Source organism: Xanthobacter sp. DMC12 (assembly GCF_056314105.1).
In genome coordinates this window covers 69425-88638 of sequence record NZ_JBQUYZ010000005.1, presented here as the reverse complement: position 1 = coordinate 88638, position 19214 = coordinate 69425, and the positions used below count along the sequence as shown (strand labels likewise).

General features: G+C 68.9%; 14 protein-coding genes. 2 read left to right on the top strand and 12 right to left on the bottom strand.

What is annotated here, in order from left to right; all coding sequences use genetic code 11:
- Positions 1 to 48: 48 nt before the first annotated feature.
- The 8 genes from ACT535_RS18210 to ACT535_RS18175 all read right to left on the bottom strand — a co-directional run bounded on the left by ACT535_RS18210 (position 49) and on the right by ACT535_RS18175 (position 10921).
- Positions 49 to 1671: an ABC-F family ATP-binding cassette domain-containing protein gene (locus ACT535_RS18210; protein ID WP_168457604.1), complete on the bottom strand. Its 1623-nt coding sequence runs from the start codon at positions 1669 to 1671 to the stop codon at positions 49 to 51.
- Positions 1672 to 2045: 374 nt separating this feature from the next.
- The gene (gene cysN, locus ACT535_RS18205) at positions 2046 to 3956 is read right to left on the bottom strand and encodes a sulfate adenylyltransferase subunit CysN (protein WP_476365522.1); all 1911 of its coding nucleotides are present in this window, start codon (positions 3954 to 3956) and stop codon (positions 2046 to 2048) included.
- Positions 3956 to 4921, bottom strand: coding sequence for a sulfate adenylyltransferase subunit CysD (gene cysD, locus ACT535_RS18200; RefSeq protein ID WP_476365521.1), 966 nt, complete (start codon positions 4919 to 4921; stop codon positions 3956 to 3958). The genes cysN and cysD overlap by 1 nt, the downstream gene beginning before the upstream one ends.
- A 70-nt stretch (positions 4922 to 4991) precedes the next feature.
- A complete protein-coding gene (locus ACT535_RS18195; RefSeq protein ID WP_476365520.1) occupies positions 4992 to 5912 on the bottom strand; it encodes a hypothetical protein in 921 nt (306 codons plus the stop codon).
- Positions 5913 to 6231: 319 nt separating this feature from the next.
- Positions 6232 to 6897 carry a DUF3313 domain-containing protein gene (locus ACT535_RS18190; RefSeq protein WP_476365519.1) on the bottom strand — a complete coding sequence of 222 codons (666 nt, stop codon included), beginning with the start codon at positions 6895 to 6897 and terminating at the stop codon, positions 6232 to 6234.
- 554 nt (positions 6898 to 7451) lie between these two features.
- Positions 7452 to 8066: a TetR/AcrR family transcriptional regulator gene (locus ACT535_RS18185; protein WP_476365518.1), complete on the bottom strand. Its 615-nt coding sequence runs from the start codon at positions 8064 to 8066 to the stop codon at positions 7452 to 7454.
- A gap of 168 nt (positions 8067 to 8234) precedes the next feature.
- Complete coding sequence (gene ppk2 / locus ACT535_RS18180) at positions 8235 to 9344, bottom strand: polyphosphate kinase 2 (RefSeq protein WP_476365517.1); 1110 nt, start codon at positions 9342 to 9344, stop codon at positions 8235 to 8237.
- A 356-nt stretch (positions 9345 to 9700) separates the two neighbouring features.
- Positions 9701 to 10921, bottom strand: a complete 1221-nt coding sequence (locus ACT535_RS18175) for a serine hydrolase domain-containing protein (protein ID WP_476365516.1) — start codon at positions 10919 to 10921, stop codon at positions 9701 to 9703.
- A 226-nt stretch (positions 10922 to 11147) separates the two neighbouring features.
- Between ACT535_RS18175 and ACT535_RS18170 the strand changes: the two genes are divergently transcribed.
- Complete coding sequence (locus ACT535_RS18170; RefSeq protein WP_476365515.1) at positions 11148 to 12062, top strand: SMP-30/gluconolactonase/LRE family protein; 915 nt, start codon at positions 11148 to 11150, stop codon at positions 12060 to 12062.
- Between the two features lie 24 nt (positions 12063 to 12086).
- Here ACT535_RS18170 and serA read toward each other — a convergent pair whose 3' ends face one another.
- The 3 genes from serA to ACT535_RS18155 all read right to left on the bottom strand — a co-directional run bounded on the left by serA (position 12087) and on the right by ACT535_RS18155 (position 16955).
- Complete coding sequence (serA, locus tag ACT535_RS18165) at positions 12087 to 13346, bottom strand: phosphoglycerate dehydrogenase (RefSeq protein WP_476365514.1); 1260 nt, start codon at positions 13344 to 13346, stop codon at positions 12087 to 12089.
- A gap of 283 nt (positions 13347 to 13629) precedes the next feature.
- Positions 13630 to 14643, bottom strand: a complete 1014-nt coding sequence (locus ACT535_RS18160) for an LLM class flavin-dependent oxidoreductase (protein WP_476365513.1) — start codon at positions 14641 to 14643, stop codon at positions 13630 to 13632.
- Between the two features lie 140 nt (positions 14644 to 14783).
- Positions 14784 to 16955, bottom strand: a complete 2172-nt coding sequence (locus ACT535_RS18155) for a histidine kinase dimerization/phosphoacceptor domain -containing protein (RefSeq protein WP_476365512.1) — start codon at positions 16953 to 16955, stop codon at positions 14784 to 14786.
- Positions 16956 to 17268: 313 nt separating this feature from the next.
- Between ACT535_RS18155 and ACT535_RS18150 the strand changes: the two genes are divergently transcribed.
- Positions 17269 to 17958, top strand: a complete 690-nt coding sequence (locus ACT535_RS18150) for a gamma-glutamylcyclotransferase (RefSeq protein ID WP_476365511.1) — start codon at positions 17269 to 17271, stop codon at positions 17956 to 17958.
- A gap of 43 nt (positions 17959 to 18001) precedes the next feature.
- Here ACT535_RS18150 and ACT535_RS18145 read toward each other — a convergent pair whose 3' ends face one another.
- On the bottom strand, positions 18002 to 18781 hold the full coding sequence (locus ACT535_RS18145) for a helix-turn-helix transcriptional regulator (protein WP_476365510.1): 780 nt from the start codon (positions 18779 to 18781) through the stop codon (positions 18002 to 18004).
- Between the last annotated feature and the right edge of the window lie 433 nt (positions 18782 to 19214).

Here is a 19214-nt window from a genome sequence, read left to right as displayed (position 1 = left end):
CGGTTGTTGCCGAGCTCGGCTCGTGAGGGAAGAGGGGAGTGGTACCCCTCAGTTCCGCAGGCCCGGCGCTTCCTGCCCCGTGCGGGCGACGTATTCCGTGTAGCCGCCGTTGTACTGGTGGATTCCGTCCTGCGTCAGCTCGAGCACGCGGTTGGAGAGCGCGGCCAGAAAATGCCGGTCATGGGAGACGAACAGCATCGTCCCCTCGTAATCGGCGAGCGCGGCCACCAGCATCTCCTTGGTGGCCATGTCGAGATGGTTGGTGGGCTCGTCCAGCACGAGGAAGTTCGGCGGATCGAACAGCATCTTGGCCATCACGAGCCGCGCCTTCTCGCCGCCCGAGAGCACGCGGCAGCGCTTTTCCGCGTCGTCGCCGGAGAAGCCGAAGCAGCCGGCGAGCGTCCTGAGCGCGCCCTGTCCGGCCTGCGGGAAGGCGTCTTCCAGCGTCTCGAACACGGTGCGCTCGCCTTCCAGCAGGTCCATCGCGTGCTGGGCGAAATAGCCCATCTTCACGCTGGCGCCGACATTCACCGTGCCGTCGTCCGGCGCCGTGGAGCCGGCGATGAGCTTGAGCAGCGTGGACTTGCCGGCGCCGTTGACGCCCATCACGCACCAGCGCTCGCGGCGGCGGATGTGGAAGTCCAGCCCCTCATAGATGACCTTGCTGCCATAGCTTTTGTGGACGCCCTTGAGGCTCGCCACGTCCTCGCCGGAGCGGGGCGCGGGAGCGAACTCGAAGGCCACCGCCTCGCGCCGGCGGGGCGGCTCCACACGGTCGATCTTCTCCAGCTTCTTCACCCGGCTCTGCACCTGCGCGGCGTGGGAGGCGCGGGCCTTGAAGCGCTCGATGAAGGCGATTTCCTTGGCCAGCATGGCCTGCTGGCGCTCGTATTGCGCCTGCTGCTGCTTCTCGTTCATCGCCCGCTGGCCGGCGTAGAACTCGTAGTCGCCGGAATAGGTGTTGAGGCTGCCGGCGTCGATCTCGACGATCTTGTTGACGATGCGGTTCATGAAGGCGCGGTCGTGCGACGTCATCATCAGCGCGCCGTCGAAGCCCTTGAGGAAGCTCTCCAGCCAGATCAGGCTCTCGATGTCGAGATGGTTGGAGGGCTCGTCCAGCAGCATCACGTCCGGGCGCATGAGGAGGATGCGGGCGAGGGCCACGCGCATCTTCCAGCCGCCGGAGAGCTTGCCGACATCGCCGTCCATCATCTCCTGCGAGAAGCCGAGGCCGGCGAGGACCTCCGCCGCGCGGCCTTCCAGCGCATAGCCGCCCAATTCCTCGAAGCGCCCCTGCACCTCGCCGTAGCGCTCGACCAGGGCGTCCATCTCGTCCATGCGGTCGGGATCGCCGAGGGCCGCCTCGATCTCCTTCAGTTCCGCCGCGACGGTGCTGACCGGGCCTGCGCCGTCCATCACCTCGGCGAGGGCCGAGCGGCCGGACATCTCGCCCACGTCCTGGCTGAAATAGCCGATGGTGATGCCGCGATCGGCGGACACCTGCCCCTCGTCCGGCGTCTCCTGCCCGGTCATCATGCGGAACAGGGTGGTCTTGCCGGCGCCATTCGGGCCGACAAGGCCCACCTTCTCCCCCTTCAGCAGCGCGGCGGAGGCCTCGATGAAGACGAGCTGCCGGCCGTTCTGCTTGCTGATGTTGTCGAGGCGGATCATGGGACAGGGGCACCCGGGGCTTGGGGAGAGTTGCGCTTTCCCGGGGGGGCTTAATGCATCCTGCTGCGGTGCGAAAGGGGCGGGGGGCTGCTGGGTGGATATGCGGCCGCGCGGACAGGCGCGTCGGTCGCCCCTTCTCCCCTTGCGGGAGAAAGTGGATCGCGGCGCAGACGCGAGACGGATGAGGGGTCTCGTGCCTCGGCCGACTGGAACGGAGCGCAGCGCAGTGGAAGGAGAGCCGTGGCCCAGCGCAATACCTCGCCGAAGGCGGCTCTATTCCAGGGTCTGCGAAGCTGTCGCCGGCTTCGCCGACCTTTCCCCTGGACCCCGGATCGGCGCTCCACCTGCGGTGTCGCTTGTCCGGGGAACAGGTCTTACGGCACCAGCATCCGCACGATGGCCTCGGCGGCCTGCTCGGCATCCATGGCGGTGGTGTCCACGCGCAGCTCGGGGGCGGCGGGGGCTTCATATGGGCTGTCGATGCCGGTGAAGTTCTTCAACTGGCCCGCGCGGGCCTTCTTGTAGAGGCCCTTCACGTCGCGCCGCTCGGCTTCGGCCAGAGGCGTGTCGATGAACACCTCGAAGAACTCGCCCGGCTGCATCATGCCGCGCACCATGTCGCGCTCGGCACGGAACGGGCTGATGAAGGCGGTGATGACGATGAGGCCGGCATCGGTCATCAGCTTCGCCACCTCGCCCACGCGGCGGATGTTCTCCACCCGGTCGGCGGCGGTGAAGCCGAGGTCCTTGTTGAGGCCGTGGCGCACATTGTCACCGTCGAGCAGGAAGGTGTGCCGGTTCATCCGGGCGAGCTTCTTCTCCACCAGATTGGCGATGGTGGACTTGCCCGCCCCCGAAAGACCCGTGAGCCAGACCACTGCCGGCTTCTGGTTCTTCAGGGCCGCATGGTGCTCGCGGGAGATGTCGGTGGCCTGCCAGTGGACGTTCTCCGCCCGGCGCAGGGCGAAGTGGATCATGCCCGCGCCGACGGTGGCGTTCGTCATCTTGTCGATGAGGATGAAGCCGCCCAGCTCCCGGTTCTCCCCATAGGGCTCGAACGGGATGCGCCGGTCGGTGGCGATGTTGCAGGAGCCGATGGCGTTCAGCTCCAGCGTCTTCGCCGCCAGATGGTCCATGTTGTTGACGTTCACCTGGTACTTCGGCTCGGTCACGGTGGCGGAGACCGTCTGGGTGCCGAGCTTCAGCCAGTAGGGGCGGCCCGGCAGCATGGGCTGCTCGTCCATCCACACGATGATCGCCTCGAACTGGTCGGCCGCCTGCACCGGGGCCTCCGCCGCCGCGATCACGTCGCCGCGGGAGCAATCGATCTCGTCGGCAAGGCACAAGGTGACGGACTGGCCCGCCACGGCGTCCTTCAGGTCGCCGTCCAGCGTCACGATGCGCGACACCGTGCTGGTCTTGCCCGAGGGCAGCACGCGGATGGCATCGCCCGGCTTCACCGTGCCGGAGGAGATGAGGCCGGAGAAGCCGCGGAAATCGAGATTGGGCCGGTTCACCCACTGCACCGCCATGCGGAACGGCTTGGCGGCGTCGTGGGCGGTGTCGATCTCCACGCTCTCCAGATGCGCCATCAGCGTCGGGCCGGCATGCCACGGCGTGTTGGGCGAGGGGGTGGTGATGTTGTCGCCCTTGAAGCCGGAGATGGGCAGGGCCACGAAATCGGCGATGCCGATGGAGCTGGCGAAGGCGCGGTAGTCCGCGACGATCTTGTCGAACACCTCGCGGTTGTAGCCCACGAGATCCATCTTGTTCACGGCCAGCACGATGTTGCGGATGCCGATGAGGTGGGCGAGGTAGGAATGGCGCCGCGTCTGGGTGAGCACGCCCTTGCGCGCATCCACGAGGATCACCGCGAGGTCGGCGGTGGAGGCGCCGGTCACCATGTTGCGGGTGTATTGCTCGTGGCCGGGGGTGTCGGCCACGATGAACTTGCGCTTCTCGGTGGCGAAGAAGCGGTAGGCGACGTCGATGGTGATGCCCTGCTCGCGCTCGGCGGCGAGGCCGTCCACGAGGAGCGCGAAATCCAGCTCCTGCCCCTGCGTTCCGACCTTCTTCGAGTCCGCCTCGAGCGCGGCGAGCTGATCCTCGAAGATCATCTTGGAATCGTAGAGCAGCCGCCCGATGAGGGTGGACTTGCCGTCGTCCACGCTGCCGCAGGTGATGAAGCGCAGCATGGTCTTGTGCTGGTGGACATCGAGATATCTGTCGATGTCCTCGGCGATGAGGGCGTCGGTCTTGTAGACGGGATCGAGGGGCGCGCTCATCAGAAATACCCCTCCTGCTTCTTCTTCTCCATGCCGGCGCCGCCGGCGTCCTTGTCGATGGCGCGGCCCTGGCGCTCGGACGTGGTGGTGAGCAGCATTTCCTGGATCACCTGCGGCAGGGTGTCCGCCGTGCTCTCCACCGCGCCGGTGAGCGGATAGCAGCCGAGCGTGCGGAAGCGCACCGAGCGCATCTGCGGCTCCTCGCCGGGGCGCAGGGGGAAGCGGTCGTCATCCACCATCAGGATCAGGCCGTCGCGCTCCACCGTGGGGCGCGGGGCGGCGAAATAGAGCGGCACGATGCGGATGCCCTCCAAGTGGATGTATTGCCAGATGTCCAGCTCGGTCCAGTTGGAGATGGGGAAGACGCGCATGCTCTCCCCCTTGTTCTTGCGGGCGTTGTAGAGGTGCCAGAGTTCCGGCCGCTGGTTCTTCGGGTCCCAGCGGTGGTTCTGCGAGCGGAAGGAGAAGACGCGCTCCTTGGCGCGGCTCTTCTCCTCGTCGCGGCGGGCGCCGCCGAAGGCCGCGTCGAAGCCCCATTTGTCCAGCGCCTGCTTCAGGCCCTCCGTCTTCCACATGTCGGTGTGGAGCGGGCCGTGGTCGAAGGGGTTGATGCCCTTTTCCAGCGCTTCCGGATTCTGGTGGACGAGGAGGTCCATGCCGGCCTCGCGCGCGGCCTCATCGCGCAGCTCGTACATGGCGCGGAACTTCCAGGTGGTGTCCACGTGGAGCAGCGGGAAGGGCGGCGGGGAGGGGAAGAAGGCCTTCTTGGCGAGATGCAGCATCACCGCTGAATCCTTGCCCACCGAATAGAGCATCACCGGGCGCTCGGCCTCGGCGACGACCTCGCGCATGATGTGGATGCTCTCCGCCTCGAGGCGCTGGAGATGGGTCAGGCTCATCTTGTCTTCGCTCTTCGGTCCCAACGCGACGCACGGGCGGCACCGGCGTGCCGCCCTATTCCGCATCCGTTAGATGTGGATATCTTATTTCTACTCCACATTCCGACAAAACGCGAGCCGTCTGCGTGGAGGCCGCTCAGCGCAGGACGCGGGCGAGGGTTTCCACGGCGCCGCGTCCCACGTCCACGGCGGCACCGACGCTGGCTTGGGCGTTGCCCACCAGCGCGGCGCTGGCCGTGACGGGGAACAGGGCGACATCCACCACGGTCGGACCTTGGGCTGTCGGACCTTCCAGGGCCGGGCCATCCACGGGGGGCGGCGGAACATAAGGCGCGGGACGGGCGGCGACCGGGGTGACCGCGGGGGCGTGCACCTCGGCGAGGCGGGGCGACGGAGGCGCGCAACCCGCGGCGCAGCGATCCGCGCGGGCGACCTTGGGCGGCATCGGGGCCGGACGGGGATGCGCTGCGGACGTCGCGGCCGGCGTCGCGTCCTTCGGACCCGATGCGGTCCTGGGCGCGGCGGCGTCCGGGGCAGGGGGGCGGGCCGCGTTCAACGGCGGCGCGGGGGAGGGGGACGGCGTGCCGGCCGTCCCCGCCGGCAGGTCGGCGACCGCCGCGGCCGCTGCGGGTCGCGTCGGGACCGGGCCGCCGCTGGTGTCTGCCGGAGCAGGCTGGGGCGCGGCGGGCTGGACCTCGACGGAAAGAGGCGCATCCGGGGCGGCCTCCGCCGTGGGTGTGCCTGCGGCCTGTCCTTCGGGCGTGGTCGCCGCGCCGGCGGGGGTCAAGGCTTCCGCCACCATCAGCGGCCGGGGCAGGGAGCTGCTGCCGGTGGAGATCAGACCGGCCACAATGAGGCAGAGCAGGAAGGCGAGGGTCCGCCGGCTCCGCACCTGCGCCGCCGCGTCCTGCGCGGCCTCCGACAGGGCGAGCGCGTCGTTGATCGCGGTGGGCGAGACGCCGGCGAGGCGCAGGCGCCGCGTGGCGGCCGAGGCGCCGGCGCGGGGCGGCAGGATGTCTGTTGGCTGCAGGGCAGGCAGGTTGGCGGAAGAGTTCATCGGAAAACCTCGCGGTTCGGGCATCGCGTGGAAAGGGGGAGGCTGCGGGCGGCGCAAGGGGCGGCAATGGCCGCCCGCAGCCTTGTCCCCGCCGGCTTCGGTTGCGGTGGGAGCACGGCGGAGAAGGGGACCGCGCCCTACGAAGGGGCGGGTCGGACGACGGCGACAGACGGCTGTCGCGAAAGGGCGGCTGCGGGCGGCGCAAGGGGGCGGCCAAGCCGCCCGCAGCCTTGTCCCCACCGGCCCAGGTTGCGGCGTGGGGGCGGTGGAGAAGGATGGCGGCGCACCGGTGTGCGCGCCGCCGGTTCACGTCAGGAGATCACTTCAGCTGGGCGACCAATTCGTCCGCGCCGCGATCGATGCCGGCCTTGGCGGCGTCGAGCGGGCCGATGCCGGCGGGGATGTCGTAGGGCTTGGGATATTGCTTGGAGACGAAGGCCGACAGCAGGCGGCCGGTCTTCGCGTCATGGATCTCGACCACATAGCGCACCGAGCCGGTGAAGGTGCCTTCGCCATCCCGCAGCGTCTGCACGCTGTTGACCACGGCGCCGGCCACGTCGAAGCGCGAGAGGGTGGCAAGGCCTGGGGTGTTGGCGGTGGCGCCGGTGAGGGTGAGCTTCACCCGGAGCGTCTTCGGCCCGGCCTGCTGGACCACGGTGAAGCGCTTGGCGAGGCGCTGGGCGAATTGCTGCTGCATCTGGCGGGCGAGCGCCTCGCGATCGGCCTGGGGCATCTCGCCGAACTGCTGGTCGCGGCCGGAATAGACGGTGACGGGGTCGAGGATGACCTTGTCGTAGTCGCGCCAATTGACCTCGGTGGAATAGCGGTAGGGGGTCCGGCCGGTGGGGTCGACATTGGGCGCGAGTTGGCCCGAGGAGGCCACGTCGGCATAGGCGAGGGGCTCGTCGGAGGAGCAGCCGCCGAGGAAGGCGGCGAGGAGGGGCGTGAGGGCGGGAACAAGTCGCAGGGCTGTTCGGGGTGGCATCGGAGGACCTTGCTGAGGCTGCGCCCCCTCGCGGGATGGCGTGTTCGACCTGAGGAAAGCCTAGATCAGCTCCGCTTAAAAAACAAACCGTCTAGACGGTTTTTTTGGGGTCATTTTGCGGCATCCCGCCTCATTCCTTCACCAGGCAACGCGCAGGCATCGGCCACCCCGCAAACGGGCGGGGGTCGAGGAAAGGCGGGCGACTGATTGCGCCTCAATGCAGGGGAAGGGGGAGAGCTGCGGGCGGCGCAAGGGGGCGGCAATGCCGCCCGCAGTTCTGGTCCCCGCCGGCCATGGTTGCGGCCATGCCGGCGGAGGGGTGGCAGCTTTGACGCTCAGGAGGCGCCCGCATCGGTCCAAGGTCCGATCCCGGTCAGCGGCTCCAGCGACAAGCTGCGATCACCCGTGCAGCCTAGCTCAGATTGGGCTGAGAACAAACCGTCTGGACGGTTTCAGTCCGGAAAAATTTTCAGGCCGGTATCGTGGTGTATTTCGCCGGTGTTCTGGGATGGCATCGCGGCTTGACGACGATGCCGGAGGCGCGTCCGCGCGGGTCAGGAAGGGCTGCGACGCGAGCGCCGGGACTTCTCGGCGACCGCCGGCGAGGCCGCCTCCGAGATCCAGTTGCGATCGTCCAGAAGGTACTCGAACATCTGGTCGCGTTCGGCGTCGCTCAGCGGGCAGGTGCCCAGCATGGCCGACAGTGCAAGGCCGCGGGCGGAGAACAGGCGGGCGAGGGAGCGCTGCGGGTCCTTCGCCTCCTTGAGGACGGTGGCGACGGTCGCCTCGTCGCGCTCGCGCACCGGGCTCATGAAGGCCGGTTCCTGCGCGGCCACCCCGAGGATGGCGAAGGCGATGGAGTTCGAGCCCTTCACGATCTCCCGGAACACGGCGATCTGCGCGGCGAGGGTCGGCTCGGCGAAGGAGGCGCCGTGCTCCGCCAGGAAGGTCTGCGCGAACGCCCCGTAATAGTCCGCCTGATACTCCAGCAGGGCCACCAGCACCGCGCGCTTGTTGGGAAACTGGTGCAGCAGGCCGCCCTTGCTGACGCCGCTTTCCTTGGCGATGGCATCGAGCGTGAGGCGGCCGGCGCCGTCGCGGGCGATGATGGCAAGCGCGGCCTCGATGACGGCGGCCTTCGTGCGTTCGGAACGCGTGGTGTTATCCATGCCTCAGGCTGCCCGCCTTTGTGGTGGCGCGAACAAATACATCGCCACAACAGGACATAGCGTCGTTGGCGCGGGCGAGACAAGTCATTCCGCCACCGCCCAAAGCAGGCCGGGACGCGCCCGGCGCGGCCGCGCGTTCCCTCGCCCGGGGGTGACGCTGCGGCGGGCCTACCGCCCGCCCATCACATATTCACCGCGCTCGTGAACCGTGTTGGCGCGGCCCACCAGCAGCGTCTCCAGCGGGCCGATGCGCTTCTGGTCCTTGTCCTTGTAGGGCAGGGAATGCAGCACGTAGCGCATGGCGTTGATGCGGGCGCGCTTCTTGTCGTCGGACTTGATGACCGTCCAGGGGGAATCCGCCGTATCCGTGTGGAAGAACATGGCTTCCTTGGCGCGGGTGTAATCGTCCCACTTGTCGAGCGAGGCAAGGTCCACGGGCGAGAGCTTCCACTGCTTCAGCGGATGCACCTTGCGCTCCTTGAAGCGGCGGCGCTGCTCCTCCCGGCTCACCGAGAACCAGAACTTGATGAGGTGGATGCCGCTGCGCACGAGGTTGCGCTCGAACTCCGGCGCCTGGCGCAGGAACTCGCGGTATTCGTCATCGGTACAGAAGCCCATCACCCGCTCGACGCCGGCGCGGTTGTACCAGCTGCGGTCGAACATCACGATCTCGCCTGTGGTGGGCAGGTGCTCCACATAGCGCTGGAAATACCACTGCCCGCGCTCCACCTCGCTGGGCTTCTCCAGCGCCACCACCCGTGCGCCGCGGGGATTGAGGTGCTCCATGAAGCGTTTGATGGCGCCGCCCTTGCCGGCCGCGTCGCGCCCCTCGAACAGGATGATGACGCGCTGGCGGGAGTCCTTCACCCACGACTGGAGCTTGAGAAGCTCGGTCTGGAGGATGAACTTCTGCTGCTCGTAGTCCCGACGCAGCATCTTGTATTTGAAGGGGTAGCCGCCGGTGCGCCAGTCGTCGGAAAGCTCGTCGCTGGTGACGCGCGGCTGGCCGGCGGGCTTGGGCAGACCCAGCGACTTGCGCAGCCGCACAGCATCGTCGGGAGAAGCACCGGCGAGGATGGCGGCGATGCCGGCCTTCACCTCGTCCACGCCCGCCGCTGCGGCGGGCCGGGTCTCATCGAGGGTCGCGGCCAGCGCGGTGACCGCTGACAGTTCCGCCTCCTGCGCCGCCAGCTGGCGCTCCTCGGCCAGCGAGCGCTCCATCTCGGCGGGAATGGCCTCGGTGCCGGCCACGGGCGTAAGGTCGTCGGTGCTGGCCATTCTGTGCTCCTTCGGCGCCGAGGCGCGCGCCATCCGCGGCTGAAAAGCCACGCGAAAACATGGGCCTTAGCCGGCTGAAGAGCGTTGATGGAGATCAAGGGGCGGGGGAGGTAGGGGGCGGCGTCCGAGTGTCCCGGACGCATGCAGCGCCCTCTTATCCAATTGTCATCGCCCGGCTTGTCCGGGCGATCCACCGGGCCGCTGGAGCACTGTCCGGAGGATTGACCCGGCCCCGCCGTGGATCGCCCGGACAAGCCGGGCGATGACGGCTGCGCGGGAGCCTTGCGCCGGGCCTTCGATCGACATTGCTCCGCGCGCCACCTTCTCCCGCAAGGGGAGAAGGCAACCCCTTCCCCTTACTTGGGCGCGAACTGCCCGTAGAGATGCTTCAGCACTTCGGTGGTGGCCGCCTCGGCGACCTGGCCGGGATAGTTGGTGACCGCCTCGACCGACATGTCGGTCGCCGGCTCCACCAGGATCTTGGCGAAGTTCATGCTGTTGGAGCCGTTGTGGGTGAGCACCGGCGTCTTGGTCCAGTCCAGCTTCACCACGCCCCAGCCGAAGGCGTAGTCGCCCGAGGACGGCGTGCCGGGGGGCGGGTCCTTGAAGGGCGGGGTGGTGACGTGGGGCTTGTGGATCACGGCCAGCGTCTCCGGCGAGACGATGTGCGGGCCTCGCTTGCCCTGGCCCGCGTTCCAGTCGCCCCAGCGGGCGAAATCCAGCACCGACATGTGGGCGATGCCGGCCGGGCCGATCACGGGCGGAATGTCGGCCGAGGGACCCCAGGCCATGGGCGTGGGCTTGCCCTTGTCGTCCAGCATGTGGCCGATGGGGGCGTCATACTTGCCGAAGGTGGCCTGCGGGCCGAAGCCGGCGCTCTTCAGGCCGAGTGGCGCATAGATGCGCTCCTCAACGAGGCGTTCCCACGGCTTGCCGGAGACCTCCTCCAGCATGGCGCCGGCGAAGGTGTATCCGAGGTTGGAATACTGGAACGGCGAGCCGGTCTTCGGCACCTCCGGCGCGTTCTTTTTCCAGCGCTCCAGCGCGTCGAGGCGCAGGGCTGTGGTGGTTTTCTCGAAGCCCACCGGATTGAAATAGATGCCGATGATCTCCTCGTTGTCGGAGGGGATGCCGCTGGTGTGGGACAGAAGCTGCTCCAGCGTCACCGCCGCGAGCTTCGGGTTCATGTCCTTCACCTTGCCGCCCAGCACCTCGCCGAGGGTGCTGGTCCACTTGATCTTGCCCTCTTCCACCAGCGTCCCGGCCACGGTGGCGGTGAAGGCCTTGGTGTCGGAGCCGAGGTGGAAGCGGTCTTCCACCGTTACCGGGATGTCGAGGCCGATGGCGCGCTTGCCCACCGCCCCCGAGGCGACGATCTCGCCCGAGCGGGTGACGGCGGCCGCCAGCGCCGGCAGGCCGTATTTGGCGCGGACGCCTTCGAGATAAGTGTCGAGGTTTTCAGCGGCGTGGACGGGGGCCGAGACGGCGAGCGCGGCGGCGAGGCCCAGCGCCATCCGCCCGAGGCTGCGCCGCCCGAGGGGGTGAGAGAAGCCCGATCCCGAGTGCCTGACGTCCATGCGTGCTCCCCCGAATGATGCTGCGCCGTTGATCCGGCCAAGCGTGGCCGCATGAACGCAGGCAAACCCGTCCGCTGGCAAGGGGCCTTTGGCCGGGCTTGACAGCCCTTCCGGCCCGTCGGCGCACGCGGCTACCCCCAGACGCGCCGGGCGTGTAGAAAAAGGTAAAGCTCAAGCGTGCGGCCGCCCGCCGGGAGCGCGAGGAGGAAGCCCGAGGAGGAAGCCCATGTATGCCGCCCCCCCCGCCGTCATCGCCCGCCCGTTCGTGGTCATGCCCGACGCCCTCAGGGTCGAGGGCCGCCGCTCCGAGTGGAACGAGGTGCAGTTCGGCGGGGTGCCGCTGACCACCTTCCTCGAAGGCCCCTCCTTTGATCGCGAAGGCAATCTGTGGGTCGTGGACATCCCGTGGGGCCGCCTCATCAAGGTGACGCCGCAGGGCGCGATCAGCGTCGAGGCGGAGTATGACGGCGAGCCCAACGGGCTGAAGTTCCACAAGGACGGCCGCGGCTTCATCACCGACCACCGGCACGGCATCATGGTGTTCGATCCCGCCACCGGGCGGGTGGAGCCCTATCTGGAGCGGGCCATGCTCCAGCGCTTCAAGGGCGTGAACGATCTGGTCTTCGCGTCGAACGGCGACCTCTATTTCACCGACCAGGGCCAGACCGGCTGGCACGATCCCTCCGGCTGCCTCTATCGCCTCACCGCCGACGGGCGGCTGGACTGCGTGCTGAAGGGCATCCCGAGCCCCAACGGCCTCGTGCTCAACAAGGCCGAGACGGTGCTCTTCCTCGCCGTGACGCGGGCCAATGCCATCTGGCGCGTGCCGCTGATGCGCGACGGCACGGCGAGCAAGGTGGGCACCTTCATCCAGCTTTCAGGCGGCGGCGGGCCGGACGGCCTCGCCATCGACGAGGAGGACAACCTCGTCGTCTGCCACATGGGCCTTGGCTCGGTATGGCTGTTCAGCGCCCTCGGCGAGCCGATGCTGCGCATCAAGTCGCCGGAGGGACATCTGACCACCAATTGCGCCTTCGGCGGCCCGGACAACCGCACGCTCTTCATCACCGAATCGAAGACCGGCACCATCCTTTGCGCCGATCTGCCGGTGCCGGGCCGGCGCATGTATTCGCACGCGTGAGGCGAGCGCTCCTCTTCGGAGCGCTCAGGCCTTGTATTCGTAGAGCAGGCGGGCGCGGATGGTGCCTTCCAGCGCGCGGATGTCGGCGAGGATGGCCTGGCTGTCCACGGCCGAGGCGTCCGCGTCGAGCACCACATAGCCGATGTCGGCGTTGGTCTCGTAATACTGCGCGGCGATGTTAACCGCGTGGCGGGCCAGCACCTCGTTGAGGCGGCCGAGCATGCCCGGCAGGTTGCGCTGAACCTGGATGAAGCGCGTGCCGGTGGGGCGCGCCGGCAGCTGCACCTGCGGGAAGTTCACCGCGCCCATGGTGGAGCCGGTGTCCGAATAGTCGAGCAGCTTGCGCGCCACCTCGGCGCCAATGCGCTCCTGCGCCTCCTCGGTGGAGCCGCCGATGTGCGGGGTCAGGATGACGTTGGGCAGGCCCTGCAGCGGGGAGACGAACTTCTGGCCGTTGGCGCTGGGCTCCACCGGGAACACGTCCACCGCCGCGCCGCGCAGGCGGCCTTCCTTCAGCGCGTCGGCGAGGGCGTCGAGGTCCACCACCGTGCCGCGGCTGTTGTTGATGAGATAGGCGCCCTTCTTCATGGCGGCGATCTCGGCGCGGCCGATCATCCCGGCGGTGGCGGGCGTCTCGGGCACGTGCAGGCTCACCACGTCGCTCTGGGAGAGCACCTCGGTCATGGTCGCCACCGGCTCGGTGTTGCCGTGACGGAGCTTGTCAGTGTGGTCGTAATAGATCACCCGCATGCCCATCGCCTCGGCGAGGTTGGAGAGCTGCGAGCCGATGTTGCCGTAGCCGATGATGCCGAGCGTCTTGCCGCGCACCTCGTGGCTGTCGGTGGCCGACTTGTCCCAAAGGCCCTCATGGGCGGCGGCGGAGCGGTTGGGGATGCGGCGCAGCAGCATCACGATCTCGCCGATCACCAGCTCCGCCACGCTGCGCGTGTTGGAGAAGGGGGCGTTGAACACCGGGATGCCGGCGATGCGGGTGGCGTCGATGTCCACCTGGTTGGTGCCGACGCTGAAGCAGCCGATGGCGATGAGGCGGTCGGCCGCCTCCAGCACGTCGGCGGTGATCTGGGTGCGCGAGCGGATGCCGAGCAGATAGACGCCCTTCAGCGCCTCCTTCAGCGCCTCCCCGTCCAGCGCCTTGGGCAGGCGGGTCAGGTTGGTGTAGCCGGCATTGGTCATCATCTCGACGGCGCTGTCGTTGACGCCTTCGAGGAGCAGCACCTTGATCTTGTCGCGGGACAGGGAAAGCTGGGGGGCGTTTTGGGTCACGGGGCGCGACGTCCTTCGGCGATCAACGGGCGAACCGCGCGGAAAGCGCTGCCGCGGAGAGAGGTCGCTTGCCGGCCTCTCGCGGGGTTCGGTTCGGAATGGTGGTTGCCGGGTAGCGGATGCCGGCCCGGCGGCGGCGCGAAGGTAGCGATTTTGCCGCCCCAGTCCAGAGATCGCGCGCCTTTGCCGCGGCTGGAGCTTTACTTTACGGCAGGGGTGGAGCACGGACCGTCGCCGCCCCGCCCAGCGGGACGATGACGGCTCTGGCTGCGCGGTGCGGGGCTCACACCGCCGCCACCGCCTCCGGCGCGGCCGCTTCCCCCGCCACCTCCGCGATCATGCGGTAGGAGGCGAGGCGCTTGTCGTGGTCGAACACGTCAGAGACGATCATCACCTCGTCCACCCCCGTCTCGCGCACGAAGGCGGCGATGCCGTCGCGCACGCGCTCGGGCCCGCCGATGACCGAGCGGGCGAGGAAGCGCTGCGCTTGCGCCTTCTCCATGGGGGTCCAGTAGTCCTCGATGTCGTCGATGGGCGGTTTCGAGAGGCCCCGCGCGCCGCGGAAGATGTCGGCCACCGACATCTGCTGGGTGGTGGCGAGGCGGCGGGCCTCGGCGTCCGTCTCCGCGGCGATCACGTTGAGCGCGGCCATGGCATAGGGCTTCGCGAGCACGTCCGAGGGCTTGAAGCGCGCGCGGTAGATTTCCAGCGCCGGCAGCAGGTCGGCCGGGGCGAAGTGGGAGGCGAAGGCGTAGGGCAGGCCGAGCGCCGCCGCGAGCTGCGCCCCATAGGTGCTCGATCCGAGAATCCAGAGCGGCACCTCAGTGCCCGTCGCCGGCACGGCAAACAGCGTCTGGCCCGGCTGGGCGGGGCCGAGATAGGCCTCCAGCTCCTGAACGTCCTGGGGGAAATTGTCGGAATTGGTCAGCGAGCGGCGCAGCGCCCGCATGGTCATCTGGTCGGTGCCGGGCGCGCGGCCGAGGCCGAGGTCGATGCGCCCGGGGAAGAGATGGGCCAGCGTGCCGAACTGCTCGGCGATGACGAGGGGCGCATGGTTGGGCAGCATGATGCCCCCCGCGCCCACCCGGATGCGCTCGGTCCCCGCCGCGATATGGGCGATGACCACCGCCGTAGCGGCGCTGGCGATGCCCTGCATGTTGTGATGCTCGGCCACCCAGAAGCGGCGATAGCCCCAGTCTTCCGCATGGGCGGCGAGGTCGCGGGCATTGTCCAGGGCCTGGCGGGGGCCGAACCCCTCCCGCACCCGGACGAGATCGAGAATGGAAAGCTGGGCCATCAACTGCCTCGTCCGCCCCCGAACGAAAGATGGTGGTGAGATAGGGACGGCGGCCGGAAAGCGGAAGGGGCGGCACAAGGGGCGCCGGGGAAGGGGCTCCGGTCAAGCCCGCGCAGGGCTTGAGCGTCCGTCCGCCCGTCTTACGTCCCGGCCGGGCAGATGGGGGCGGTGACGATGGTGCGCAGGCCGGGGGCGTTCTCCTCGTCGGAGAGGATGCCGTCGAGGCCCTGCACCATGGCCTTGATCATGATGGTGCCGAAGCCCTGCCGCTCGCCCACCTTGCCGCTGCCGCTGTCCGCGACGACCAGGCGGAAGCGGTCGCGGTGCTGCTCCAGCGCCACCCTGAGCGGGCCGGGGGCGCCGCCATAGGCATATTTGGCGGTGTTGAGCACCAGTTCGGTGAGGATCAGCCCCAGCCGCACAGCGCGGTCCGCCGCCATCAGCACCGGCGCCACGTCGAGGCTGATGTGCGCCTCCCACTCCTTGCCGAGGGCGCTCGTTACCTCGCGGGTGAGGTCGATGAGGTAGCGCGAGAGGTCCACCGCCTCCACCTGCTCGCCGGCATAGAGCTGGCGATGCACGAGGCCCACCGCCGCCACCCGGCGCTCCGCCTCTGCCAGCGCCGAGGCCGCCTCGCTCTCGCCGAGCCGGCGCGATTGCAGGCGCAGGAAGGAGGAGACCAGCTGCAGGCTGTTCTGCACGCGGTGGTTCACCTCGCGCATGAGGAAATCCTTGTGCTGCAGCAGCCGCTCGTTCTCCACCACGGTCAAGGAGAGCCGGCGGTTGAGGTCGCGGACCCGCCGGTTCTGGCGGGCCTGCAGCACCGCGTGGCCGAGCCGGCTGATGGTCTCCACCTCCGCCAGCGACCAGGTACGCGACTTGCCGCGCACGGTCTCGCTCCACGCCTCGAACGAGGCGCGGGGGTTGAGGTGAGCGGCGGGATTGGCCGGGTCGTCGCGATGCGGGTTGCCGGCCCAGTTGACCACCTCCACCTGTTCGGCGCGCAGCCACATCAGCACCAGCGGCGCGTCGCCGGGGATGCTTACCGCCGCGAGCCCGCTGGCCAGCGCCGCGAACTCGGCGGCGGCGGGCAGAAGGGCGGAGAGGGACGGGGTGCTGAAAGCGCGCGCCTGGGCCTTTCCTTCCACCCAGCGGGCGATGCGCCGGAGCGCCGCCTCGTCCGGGCAGCGGCCGCTGGCGCGGATGCGGTCGGCCTCCACCACGGCGAAGCCGTCGGCGCCCAGCGCCCGGCGCAGGTCGTCGCCGTGACGGGCGAGCACGTCCTCCACCGGCGCGTCGGCGGAGAGATAGTCGGCGAGGGCATCCTCGGCGCCGCGCAGCCGGATGCGGTCGCGATACTGCATCGCCTCCTCGCGGGTGCGGATCTGGCGGGCGAGGTTGAAGGCCAGCGACTGGCAGGCCATGCGCAGTTCATAAGGCAGGCGGCGGGGCGTGCGGTTGTGGCAGGCGACGAGGCCCCACAGCACTCCGTCCTTGACGATGGAGACCGATGCCGAGGCGCCCACCCCCATGTTGCGCAGATACTGGACGTGGACGGGCGACACGGAGCGCAGCATCACGTCCGACAGGTCGAGCTGCGCCAGCCCCGCCTCGGCCGGACGCAGCGGGGCCGGCTCATAGGCCACGTCCGGGATCACCCGCACCCGGTTGCGCACATAGAGCGCGCGCGCCTGCCGGGGGATGTCGCTGCCGGGGAAATGGTGGTTGAGGAAGGAGCCCATCTCCTTCGCCTTCGCCTCGCCGAGCACCGTCCCCGCCTCGTCGTCGAGGAACTGGTAGATCATCACCCGGTCGAAGCCGGTGATGCGGCGGAAGACGGCGGCAGCCTCCGCACACAGATTGCGCAGGTCCGGGGCACGCTCGAAGCTGACCGACGCTGCGTCGAGCCCGGCCAGCACTTCGGCCGCGCCGAGCCGCACCTCGGGGGCAGGCTCCAGTTCCACCAGAAGACCCTGGGAGGCGCGGTGCAGAAGGGCCTCGAAGGTCTCGCCCCGCCCGGCGACGAGGCCGAGGCGGGTGACGCCGTTCTGCGGCGCCTGCTGGATGGCGGCCTGGAGCGGTGCCGCCATGTCCGGGCCGAGCAGGGTGTCGAGGGTCGCGCCCAGCCACGCTTCGGCGAGCCGGCCCTCGATGTCGCCGGCGCCGCCCATGACGGTGCGTGTGCGCGGGTCCGCCACCAGCAGCAGGCCGTGCGGCTGGATCGAGCCGGGAATGTGGATCGGCTCGCGGTCACACGCGCCGAGATCCGGCGCGGCCTGGGGCGCGGTGCTGCTGACGGAGGCGTCGTTCATGGGGCAGTTCGCGCTCGTGATCTCGCGGCGCGGCCGATGCTGCGCCGATGGTGAACCGAGGCCGGCCGCGCCCCCCGGCGAGCCTCCGATGTCCGCGCCCGCCACCGGTAGACGAAGCGATGAGCGCGGTTTGTTCTCCCTTCATGGCACGGCTTCTGCGGCCAAGCCAAATGCCAAGTCGGTTCCGGAGCCGTTTCAGGCCGGATGCCGGGTGCCATGCCCTACCAGGGGAGGGCTCGCGCGGCATGTGGCACGCGGGCAAGTGGCCGGCGGGATGGGAATTGGCGCGGTTCCTGCTTAAATAGGGGCAGCCATGAAGATGAATGCCCTTACCCGCGAACTCATCGAGGCCGGCGGCATCGACGCGCTGGTGGCGCGCGACGCGCCCGACCTTGCCGTGCTCACGGAGGCCGAGCGCGCCGCCTCCCTCGACGCCACGCTGGCGGCGCGTCCGGAGGGGCCGGCCTGGCTCTTCGCCTACGGCTCGCTGATCTGGAACCCGACCGTGCGGGTGGAGGAGTGCCGCGTCGGCCGCATCGACGGCTGGCATCGCGCCTTCTGCCTCGAGACCGTGGTGGGGCGCGGCTCGCCGGCCCGGCCCGGCCTCACCCTCGCCCTCGACGCGGGCGGCGACTGCACCGGCGTTGCCCTGCGCCTGCCCGAGGAAGGGCTGGAGCACGAACTCTCTCTGCTCTGGCGGCGCGAGATGCTGGCCGGGGCCTATGTGCCGCGCTGGCTGGAGGTGAACGACCCCGCCGGTGGGCGCATCGGCAGCGCCATCGCCTTCACCATGGATCGCACCAATCCCCATTATGCCGGCGGCCTGAGCGAGGCGGAGGTCGTGGACCGCCTCGCCACCGCCCGGGGCGCCATCGGCTCGGCTGCGGACTACCTGTTCGCCACCTGCGAGGGGCTGGCCGGGCACGGAGTGAGCGATCCCGCCCTCGACGCGCTGGCGGATGCGGTGCGCAGGCGCCGCAAGGCGCTCGACAGCCAGGAGTGACGCCGCGAGGCGCTCGACAGCGAAGGGTGACGCCGCAAGGCGCTCACTCCGCGGGGCTGATATCCGCCTGCTCGGCCCGGGCGGCGCCGGCCGCGGCCCGGCTCGCCTCGGTGCGGAAGGCCGAGGGGGCGCGCCCGAAGGTGCGGCGGAACAGCCGGTTGAAGGTGGCGATGTCGTTGAACCCGGCCTCGAACGCGATGTCCGACACCTTCTTTCCGGCATTGGCGGGATCGAGCAGGGCCGCGCCCGCATATTTCAGGCGCGCGGCCGTGATGTGTTCCCGCAGCGTGGTGCCGTGCTTCTGGAACATCTTCTGGAGCGTGCGCACGTTCAGCTTGTAGCGCTGCGCCACCTGGGCGACCCCGTAATCCTGCTGGCGGGAATTGGCGGCGATGTCGGCGAGGATGTCGCGGAACAGGTGGTCGCCGGTGGGCGGTCCGCCCTCCTCCCGCTCGCGCGCAACCGAGAGAAGCGCGAGCAGCCCGGCCTCGCAGGCCCGCGCCAGGGCCGGCGGCAGGTCGCGCCCGACGATCGCCTGTGCCTGCGTGATAAGCAGCTCGACCGATCCGTCCGGATCGGTGGTCAGCGCGCCCGTGCCCGCGGCCGTCTCGCCGGCGCCCGGCGTGCGGTCGGGGGCCGCCACCAGAATCACCGACCCGGCGGGAAAGCGGATGTCCGCGCGACGCCGCACCGTTGCTAGGAACGGGACGTTGGCCGGAATCGGTTGTGTCGGCCCCTGATCGAGCGCGATGGTGGAGGATTCGCTGGCGCGTCCTGCCAGAGTAAGGGGCAGCTCCAGCACCGTCAGGCGCAGGGCGCCCAATTGTGGCGCTTCCGCACAAATAATGGCCACATTTGGTAACAGCGTCTGGCGTAGCGTTAACCGATCGTTAACCCTCTTTACCTTGTGCGCTACGGGGCCGCCACCTTGCAGTCGCGCCCGATGAGTCTGTGAATTTGACGCAGAGCAATCATGAATACTCAAATATTGCGTCTGCGAAATCTTCTCAAAGTCCTCCATGATTGGCCGCCCTGCCTCCCTTGACGTGTCTACAACACGGCAAACAGAGTCTAAACGCAATCTGCGCTACTAAATTACCGTCAATTATTCTGTCTTGGGCTCGACCGTTGGGCGGTTGCCGGCAACCGTTCTGCGTTGAATCCAGATCTAATTATCTGATTTAAAACACTAAAATAGATCATGGCAGAAGTGCAACACCTCACGTGAATATGAAGAAGTTCGCATTTTGAGCAGC

What these genes read in the sequence shown, in the direction of transcription:
- ACT535_RS18210 (WP_168457604.1), bottom strand. Translation starts at nt 1,671, where the DNA reads ATGATCCGCCTCGACAACATCAGCAAGCAGAACGGCCGGCAGCTCGTC.
- cysN (WP_476365522.1), bottom strand. Translation starts at nt 3,956, where the DNA reads ATGAGCGCGCCCCTCGATCCCGTCTACAAGACCGACGCCCTCATCGCC.
- cysD (WP_476365521.1), bottom strand. Translation starts at nt 4,921, where the DNA reads ATGCGGAATAGGGCGGCACGCCGGTGCCGCCCGTGCGTCGCGTTGGGA.
- ACT535_RS18195 (WP_476365520.1), bottom strand. Translation starts at nt 5,912, where the DNA reads ATGAACTCTTCCGCCAACCTGCCTGCCCTGCAGCCAACAGACATCCTG.
- ACT535_RS18190 (WP_476365519.1), bottom strand. Translation starts at nt 6,897, where the DNA reads ATGCCACCCCGAACAGCCCTGCGACTTGTTCCCGCCCTCACGCCCCTC.
- ACT535_RS18185 (WP_476365518.1), bottom strand. Translation starts at nt 8,066, where the DNA reads ATGGATAACACCACGCGTTCCGAACGCACGAAGGCCGCCGTCATCGAG.
- ppk2 (WP_476365517.1), bottom strand. Translation starts at nt 9,344, where the DNA reads ATGGCCAGCACCGACGACCTTACGCCCGTGGCCGGCACCGAGGCCATT.
- ACT535_RS18175 (WP_476365516.1), bottom strand. Translation starts at nt 10,921, where the DNA reads ATGGACGTCAGGCACTCGGGATCGGGCTTCTCTCACCCCCTCGGGCGG.
- ACT535_RS18170 (WP_476365515.1), top strand. Translation starts at nt 11,148, where the DNA reads ATGTATGCCGCCCCCCCCGCCGTCATCGCCCGCCCGTTCGTGGTCATG.
- ACT535_RS18160 (WP_476365513.1), bottom strand. Translation starts at nt 14,643, where the DNA reads ATGGCCCAGCTTTCCATTCTCGATCTCGTCCGGGTGCGGGAGGGGTTC.
- ACT535_RS18155 (WP_476365512.1), bottom strand. Translation starts at nt 16,955, where the DNA reads ATGAACGACGCCTCCGTCAGCAGCACCGCGCCCCAGGCCGCGCCGGAT.
- ACT535_RS18150 (WP_476365511.1), top strand. Translation starts at nt 17,269, where the DNA reads ATGAAGATGAATGCCCTTACCCGCGAACTCATCGAGGCCGGCGGCATC.